The organism is Streptomyces sp. NPDC021020 (genome assembly GCF_044333285.1).
Taxonomy (GTDB): Bacteria; Actinomycetota; Actinomycetes; order Streptomycetales; family Streptomycetaceae; genus Actinacidiphila.
This window is the reverse complement of record NZ_JBIRQQ010000014.1, coordinates 242,534-250,118: the sequence shown is the minus strand read 5'-3', so window position 1 is coordinate 250,118 and position 7,585 is coordinate 242,534. Positions and strand designations below refer to the sequence as shown.

7 protein-coding genes, 1 other RNA gene and 1 pseudogene are annotated in these 7,585 nt (G+C 73.8%); 3 read left to right on the top strand and 6 right to left on the bottom strand.

Annotated features, from left to right (window positions below; all coding sequences use genetic code 11):
* Nucleotides 1-312: 312 nt before the first annotated feature.
* Nucleotides 313-716: RNase P RNA component class A (gene rnpB / locus ACH4SL_RS33960), an RNA gene on the bottom strand.
* 94 nt (nt 717-810) lie between these two features.
* Here rnpB and yaaA point away from each other — a divergent pair.
* The 3 genes from yaaA (at nt 811) to ACH4SL_RS33945 (ending at nt 3,510) form a co-directional block, all read left to right on the top strand.
* The gene (yaaA, locus tag ACH4SL_RS33955) at nt 811-1,587 is read left to right on the top strand and encodes a peroxide stress protein YaaA (protein ID WP_398453166.1); all 777 of its coding nucleotides are present in this window, start codon (nt 811-813) and stop codon (nt 1,585-1,587) included.
* A 370-nt stretch (nt 1,588-1,957) separates the two neighbouring features.
* Nucleotides 1,958-2,575, top strand: a complete 618-nt coding sequence (eda, locus tag ACH4SL_RS33950) for a bifunctional 4-hydroxy-2-oxoglutarate aldolase/2-dehydro-3-deoxy-phosphogluconate aldolase (protein WP_398453164.1) — start codon at nt 1,958-1,960, stop codon at nt 2,573-2,575.
* A gap of 44 nt (nt 2,576-2,619) precedes the next feature.
* Complete coding sequence (locus ACH4SL_RS33945; RefSeq protein ID WP_398453162.1) at nt 2,620-3,510, top strand: hypothetical protein; 891 nt, start codon at nt 2,620-2,622, stop codon at nt 3,508-3,510.
* A 42-nt stretch (nt 3,511-3,552) separates the two neighbouring features.
* Here ACH4SL_RS33945 and ACH4SL_RS33940 read toward each other — a convergent pair whose 3' ends face one another.
* The 5 genes and pseudogenes from ACH4SL_RS33940 to ACH4SL_RS33920 all read right to left on the bottom strand — a co-directional run bounded on the left by ACH4SL_RS33940 (nt 3,553) and on the right by ACH4SL_RS33920 (nt 7,371).
* Nucleotides 3,553-3,945, bottom strand: a complete 393-nt coding sequence (locus ACH4SL_RS33940) for a hypothetical protein (protein ID WP_398453159.1) — start codon at nt 3,943-3,945, stop codon at nt 3,553-3,555.
* Between the two features lie 37 nt (nt 3,946-3,982).
* Nucleotides 3,983-4,705, bottom strand: a pseudogene (locus ACH4SL_RS33935) (histidine phosphatase family protein); the annotation flags it as partial.
* Nucleotides 4,644-5,384, bottom strand: coding sequence for a zinc ribbon domain-containing protein (locus tag ACH4SL_RS33930; RefSeq protein WP_398453199.1), 741 nt, complete (start codon nt 5,382-5,384; stop codon nt 4,644-4,646). The pseudogene ACH4SL_RS33935 and the gene ACH4SL_RS33930, both read right to left, overlap by 62 nt.
* Complete coding sequence (locus ACH4SL_RS33925; protein ID WP_398453156.1) at nt 5,381-6,253, bottom strand: Nif3-like dinuclear metal center hexameric protein; 873 nt, start codon at nt 6,251-6,253, stop codon at nt 5,381-5,383. Before ACH4SL_RS33925 ends, ACH4SL_RS33930 begins: the two co-directional genes overlap by 4 nt.
* 62 nt (nt 6,254-6,315) lie before the next feature.
* Nucleotides 6,316-7,371 carry an ABC transporter substrate-binding protein gene (locus ACH4SL_RS33920; RefSeq protein ID WP_398453152.1) on the bottom strand — a complete coding sequence of 352 codons (1,056 nt, stop codon included), beginning with the start codon at nt 7,369-7,371 and terminating at the stop codon, nt 6,316-6,318.
* Nucleotides 7,372-7,585 lie beyond the last annotated feature (214 nt).

The window sequence follows — 7,585 nt, the reverse complement described above, 5'->3', positions numbered from 1 at the left end:
TCCAGAACCTGCTGAAGTGCTGGACCGGCACCTGCACCACCTGCGGCCGACCACTCACCACCAGAAGCAGACCCAGAACCTAACGAAGCACTACTCGTCCTCCGTGAGCGGATCATCCAGCAGTGGGGCCGTGGACCCCACGGGCCGCCGCAGCAGACGCCGTGGTCCACGGTCCTTCCGTGGCGGCGGCCCCAGCGAGAGCACTCGCTCCCGCACTCCGCTCCATTCGCCCATCGCTCCCCCTCGACATGCACATGCGGGCGCCGACCCCGGCGTCCATCGAGGAAAGAGGCGGTTTCCACCGGAGGGCGGCAGACGAGTCGGGCTGTAGGCCGGGTTCTGTGCGCCGGGTGCCTCGCGGCGGCCCGGGCGACGGCCATCCATCTAGGGCTGCCGTTGCCGGCAGCCTCGTGCGGTCTACCCGCGGACTCGGGCGGGCAGCCCTCGATCGTCCGCGCGGACGGTCCGTTGCCGTACCGTCCTCTTGACCTTGCTCCAGGTGGGGTTTACCTAGCTGCCCAGGTCACCCTGGGCACTGGTGGTCTCTTACACCACCGTTTCACCCTTACCGGGGACCGAGATCCCCGGCGGTCTGTTTTCTGTGGCACTTTCCCGCGGGTCACCCCGGGTGGCCGTTAGCCATCACCCTGCCCTGTGGAGCCCGGACCTTCCTCGGCGGGATCCGGGGATCCCGACGCGGCCGTCCGCCCGGCTCGTCTGCCGTACCCGCCATCGTAGTGGATCAGGCCGCCGGAGCCGCGCGCAGGCCGCGTAGGCTGGCAGCCACCCCCGCGCCGTGAAGGAGAAACCGTGCTCGTCCTGCTGCCGCCGTCGGAGGGCAAGACCGGCGCCGTACGCGGGCGGCCGCTCGCGCTCGACGGCCTGTCGCTGCCCGCGCTCGCCGCACCGCGCGCGGCCGTGCTCGACGAGCTGGTCGCGCTGTGCGAGGGGGACGAGGACAAGGCCGCGGAGATCCTCGGGCTCACCTCTGGACTGCGCGGCGAGATCGCCCGCAACGCCGCGCTGCGCACCGCCCCCGCGGTGCCCGCCGGGCGGCTCTACACCGGGGTGCTCTACGACGCGCTCGGTCTCGGCACCCTCGACGCCGCCGCCAAGCGCCGCGCCGGGCAGTCGCTGCTGGTCTTCTCCGGGCTGTGGGGCGCGGTACGGCTCGCCGACCGCATCCCCGCGTACCGCTGCTCCATGGGCGTACGGCTGCCGGGCGCCGGCGGGCTCGCCGCGTACTGGAAGCCGCACCTGGAGCGGGTGCTCCCCGAGGTCGCGGGGGGCGGGCTCGTGCTCGACCTGCGGTCGGCGGCGTACGCGGCGGCCTGGCGGCCGCGGGGCGATGTCGCGGGGCGCACGGTCGCCGTGCGGGTGCTCCAGGTCACGGTGGTGGACGGGGTCGAGCGGCGCGCCGTCGTCTCGCACTTCAACAAGGCGACGAAGGGCCGCGTCGTGCGCGCCCTCCTCACCGCGGGAGCCCGCCCCCGGACCCCGGCGGCCCTCGCCTCCGACCTCCGCGATCTCGGTTTCACCGTCGAGACGGACGGCCTCCGCTTCGACATCCTCGTCCACGAGCTGTAGCTCCCGCAGGGGGCGCCGATTTCGCTCCGGGCTGCCCCCGGGGGTGCGTTGCGCGATCCTCGCGCGGGCGGGGGCTGAGCGCGCAGTTCCCCGCGCCCCTTTCGCTCCGGGGTGCCACCGGGGCGCGTTACGCGACCGTCCGCCGGTGGGTGGTTGCGCGCGCAGTTCCCCGCGCCCCTGAAAACGCTCACCCTGCGCAGCGAGGGCACCCACCAGGGGCGCGGGGAACTGCGCGACAAGCCCACCACCGGCAGAAGATCGCGCGCACCACCGCAAGTGGCACCCCCCGGCGGGCAGCCGCACGCATCGCGGTGTTGCGCCATATGCAACGCGCGTTGCAAGGAGTGGACCCGCCGGTCAGGATAAGCGCATGGATTCCGTGTTCGGCCTCGCCCCCGTGATACCCGTCGTCGTCGTCGAGGACGCCGACGACGCCGTGCCGCTCGCGCGGGCGCTCCTCGCCGGGGGGCTCGGGGCGATCGAGATCACGTTGCGGACGCCCGCCGCGCTGGAGGCGATCTCCGCGGTGGCGCTCGGGGTGCCCGGCGCGGTCGTGGGGGCCGGGACGGTGCTCACGCCGGACCACGCGGCGGCGGCGACCGCGGCCGGGGCGCGGTTCCTGGTCAGCCCGGGGTGGACGGATTCGCTGCTGGACGCGATGTGCGGGACGGGGCTGCCGTACCTGCCGGGCGTCTCCACCGCCTCCGAGGTGCTGAGCCTGCTGGAGCGCGGCATCACCGACATGAAGTTCTTCCCGGCGGAGCCCGCCGGGGGCGCGCCCTTCCTGAAGTCGCTCGCCTCGCCGCTGCCGCGCGCCCGCTTCTGCCCGACGGGCGGTATCGACGCGGGCCGCGCGCCGCAGTATCTGCGGCTCCCGAACGTCGCCTGCGTGGGCGGCAGTTGGATGATCCCACCCGATCTGCTCGCCGCCCGCGACTGGGAGGGCATCACCGCCCTCGCCAAGGAGGCGGCCGCCCTCGTACCGTGAAAGTCACCTGCGCCGCAGCCCAACGGCCAGGCAGGATGGCCCTCGTGACGGACGAGACGTACTACTACACCGCGGCACGGCGCATGTGGCAGCAGCTGGAGGCCGCGCACGCGCTGGTCTACTACGCGCCCGAGGTCGCCGAGGAGTTCGCCGCCCTCGGCTACGACGTGGCGACCCGGTGGCCGAGCTACTTCCCGCTGCGCGCGGCCCCGCTCGGCGCGGCGGGACCGGCGCAAGTGGGCGCGGCCTTCTACAGCTTCAGCCCGCGGATGGTGACCGAGCACATCGCGAAGGCGTGGGACACGGCCTCGCCCCGGGAGGTGCTGGCCGCGCGGACGCGGGGCGTGGACCGCGCGTACCGGTCGCTCATGGGCGAGTTGACCGGCACACCGGACTTCGCCGAGGCCGCGGAGCTGGTACGGCGGGTGGCCGAGGCGCTGCCGACCGAAGGGCGCCCGATGGCCGCGGCCCTCGCGGACCTGCCCTGGCCCGACGAGCCGCATCTGGTGTTCTGGCACGCGGTGACCCTCATCCGCGAGCACCGCGGCGACGGGCATGTCGCGGCGCTGCTCACCGCGGGGCTCGACCCCTGCGAGGCGCTGGTCTCCTTCGCGGCGGTCGGCGCCGCGCCCGCCGAGACCTTCGACAGCCGCCGGTGGAGCCGGGAGGAGTGGGCGGGCGCCGCCGAACGGCTCCGTTCACGCGGCTGGATCGACGCCGACGGCAAGGCACTTGCGGCCGGTGTCGACGGCCGCGACCAGGTCGAACGCCTCACCGACCGGCTCGCCGCCGAGCCGTGGAAGGCCATCGGCCCGGACGGCATGGACCGCCTCACCGCGCTCAACGGCCCGATCCTCACCGCACTGCTGCTGTCCGGGCTGCTGCCCGGCACCAACACCCTCGGCATCGCGACGGTCCGCCCGCCGCAGTGGTGACCGGCCCGGTCAACTCCGCCCGCCCCAGTGGTGCCGGCCCGGTCAACTCCGGCTCCCGGCCGGGAATTCGGCGCCGCCCATGTCGGAGACGGTCGCGAACCAGGACGTCGCCCACACCGTGATGCAGTCCGTCTCGTGGACCACCTCGAACGGATGGCCGTTCCACATGCCGTACGACGTCACGTACACCGACTCGCCGGGGTTCAACCAGTAGTCCTGGCCGAAGGGTTCGAGCCACAGCTGGAGTACGCCCGTGCCGTCGTTCTGCACCAGGAGGGGGACGGGGTTGCCCATCCGGCGGATGCCCTCGAAGCTGACGTCCCCGTCGGGCGGCATGTTCGTCCGGAGCGGCTCCATGATCCGCTCGATGCCCGCGCGCCGCGCGGCCGTGCCGTCCTGCGCGGCCCCGGCTCCGTCCCCGTCTCCTCCGTCCACGCGGTCATTGTGGCCCGGCGCCGGCCACGGCGTCCGGTCAAGACGGCAAATGCGCGGTCGAATTGAGGTGCCGGACGGTCGCGTTGCCGTCCGCGTAGCAGGCGACCGCCGACAGCGACGCCGGGTCGAGGTCCATCCGGAAGAGCGCCTCGTGCGGGGCGCCCAGGGCGAGCCGGAGCAGGGTCTTCAGCGGCGTGACATGGCTGACCAGCAGGACCGTACGCCCGCGGTGCGCGGCCAGCAGCGCGTCGCGGGCCGCGGTGACGCGGGCGGCGACGTCGGTGAAGCTCTCGCCGCCGGGCGGTGCGGCGGCGGGGGAGGCGAGCCAGGCGTCCAGCGCGGCCGGATCCCGCTCGCGGGCCTCGGCGAAGGTCAGGCCCTCCCACGCCCCGAACGCCGTTTCCCGCAAGCCCGGTTCGACCTCTACCGGTAGCCCGAGCCGCCCCGCGACGACCGCCGCGGTCTCCCGGCAGCGGGCGAGCGGCGAGGACACGACGGCGTCCACCGGCGGCCGCGCCGACTCCAACGCCCGTGCAGCGCACACCGCTTGCTCGCGCCCGCGCGCCGACAGCGCCGGATCCGCCCCGCCGCTCCCGGAGAAGCGGCGCCCGGCGGTCAGCGCGGTCTCACCGTGCCGCAGCAGGAGCAGCACGGTCGGCGCCCCGAGGTCGGGGGCAGCTGCCAAACGCCACCACCCCCTACAGGCCCGAGTCGGCCGTGCGCACCAGGATGCGGCGGCAGTTCTCGCAGCGCACCACCTGGTTCGCGGGCGCGGCGCGCACCTCGTTCAGCTCGGTGATGTTCAGCTCCAGCCGGCAGCCCTCGCAGCGCTTCTGGTAGAGGCGGGCGGCGCCGACGCCGCCGCCCTGGCCGCGCAGCTTGTCGTAGAGCTTGATCAGGTCGTCGGGCACGGTCGAGGCGAGGACCTCGCGCTCCTTGGCGGCCGTGAAGCCCTCCGCGTCGATGGCCGCCAGCGCCTCGGTCTTGCGGGCCTCGGCCGCCGCCGTCTCGGCCTGCACGGCCTCGACCCGTCCGCCCAGCTCGGCGGCGCGCTCCTGCGCGGTCTCGCGGCGCTCCATGACGTCGAGCACGACGTCCTCCAGGTCGGACTGCCGCTTGGCGAGCGAGGCCAGCTCGCGCTGCACGTTCTCCAGGTCCTTCGCGCCGAGCGCGCCGGAGTCCAGCCGCTGCTGGTCGCGTACGGCCCGCTGGCGCACCTGGTCGACGTCCTGCTCCGCCTTGGTCTGCTCGCGGGCGGTGTCGCTCTCCTCGGTCTGCGCGGCCACCAGCAGATCGCGCAGCTGCGCGTGGTCGGCGCCGAGGCGTTCGAGTTCGGCGTGCTCGGGGAGGGTCTTGCGCTTGTGGTCGAGCTGCGCGATGCGCGAGTCGAGGGCCTGGACTTCGAGAAGGCGGATCTGGTCGGCGGGCTCGGCGTTCAGCGGGGGGCTCCTGGGCTGCTGGAAGGGACGGGAGAAGCGGAGGGGGCGTGCGCCGTCCACGGGTCGGTGACGGCGTACGAGACCTGGGTGCTGAGCGCCCAGCCGTGCCGCTCGGCGAGCGCGTCGACCTCGCGGGCGGCCTGCGGGCACCACGGCCACTCGGTGGCCCAGTGCGCGGCGTCGATCAGCGCGAGCGGCGCGGCCTGGCGCGCCTCGGAGGCGGGGTGGTGCCGCAGGTCGGCGGTCAGGTACGCGTCCACGCCCGCGGCCCGCACCTGCGCGAAGAGGCTGTCGCCGGAGCCGCCGCACACCGCGACCGTACGGACCGGGGCCGCCGGGTCGCCGGCCACCCGCAGCCCGGTCGCCGTCTCGGGCAGCCCGCGGGCGGCCTGCGCGGCGAATTCGGCGAGGCTCAGCGGCTCGTCCAGCACACCGATCCGGCCCAGCCCGCGGCGCCCCGCGGGGTCGGCCGGATCCGGCACGAGCGGTCCGGTCACCCGCAGCCCGACCGCCGCGGCGAGCGCGTCGGAGACCCCGGGGTCGGCGCGGTCGGCGTTGGTGTGCGCCACGTAGAGCGCGACGCCGTTGCGGATGAGGTCGTGCACCACCCGCCCCTTGAAACCGGCGGGTCCCACGGGCGCGACGCTCGTGGTCCCGCGCAGGTACAGCGGGTGGTGCGTGACGAGCAGGTCGGCGCCGGCCGCGACGGCCTCGTCCACGACCTCCTGCACGGGGTCGACGGCGAAGAGGACCCGGCCGACCTGCGCCGCCGGATCGCCGCACACCAGCCCGACGGCGTCCCAGCTCTCCGCCGTGGCCGGCGGCCACAGGGCGTCGAGGGCGTCGATGAGGTCGGATAGACGTGGCACGTCTCCGAAGATTACCCGCAGAGCGCCGCTTGTCCTCTCCCCGGGCCGACGTCAGGACGCGGTCAGGACGCCGTCAGGTAGTGCTGGAGGTCCGCCACGACCAGGTCCGCGGCCGTGACGCCGAGCCCGAGGTACCACGTCTCGTCCGGGACGTCGAAGGCGTGCCCGGCCTTGACCGCGCGCAGGTTCTTCCACAGCGGGTTGGACTGCGCCCGCGCCATGTCCGTCGTCTTCGGGTCGCCGTAGACGCCGGTGAAGATGTAGTCCGCGTCCGCCTTGTCGATGTTCTCCGCGGAGATCTCGGCGGCGAGGTCGTCGATGTCCTGGATCTTGGGCCGCGGGATGCCCGCGTCCTTCAGGATCGTGCCGATGAAGGACTGGTTCGCGTACAGCCGCGTCTTGCCGTCCTGCATGTAGCGGACCATCGACACGGTGGGCTTCTTCGCCCCGAGCGCCGCGTCCAGCGCCTTGATCTTGCCGTCGTACTCGGCGAGCTTCGCCTGCGCCTGCGCGGTCTTGTCGAGCGCGGCCGCGTTGAGCAGGTAGTTCTGCTTCCAGGTGTAGCCGGGGCGGACGGAGAAGACGGTCGGCGCGATCTTCTCCAGCGCCTTGTACTGCGTGGCCGCGCGCAGCTGGCTGCCGAGGATCAGGTCCGGGTGGAGGCCCGCGATGGCCTCCAGGTTGAGGTTGTTGATCGTGCCGATGTTCTTCGGGCTGCCGCCGTCCTTCTTCAGGTACGACGGGAGCGCGGGCGAGCCCTCGGTCGGCGCGTAGCCGACCGGCTGGATGCCCAGCGACACGACGTTGTCCAGCTCGCCGACGTCGAGGACGACGACCCGGGTGGGCTGCTTCGGGATCACGGTGCTGCCCATCGCGTGCTTGACCGTCCGCGGCCACTGGCCGGGCTTCGCGTCCGTCCCCATCTCGGCGGTCTTGTCACCCGCGGACCCGAAGTCCTTGCCGCCCTTGGCGACCGCCTGCTTGTCCTTGGCGGCGGCGTCCGCGCCGCCCGACCCCTTCCCGCCGTCGTCGGAGGAACCGCCGCACGCGGCGAGGGCGAGCCCGGCAGCGACGGCGAGGGCGACGGCGGCGGTGGTACGGCGGCGCCGGTGGGACATGTCGGGACTCCTGGTGCGTGGGTGTGTGCGTGTGGCTGCGCTGGTGGTTCAAAGCTCAAACACAGTCTTAGGTGAGCCTAACCTCATCCTTCGGTGTGCCGTACACCCACCCCCGGTTTCCCAGGCCGGAGGCCGCTCCGTACGCGCGGGCGCCGTTTTGCACACCCGCGTACGCCCCGCGGGCGAATCGTGCACGACGACACCCTTACGGGTG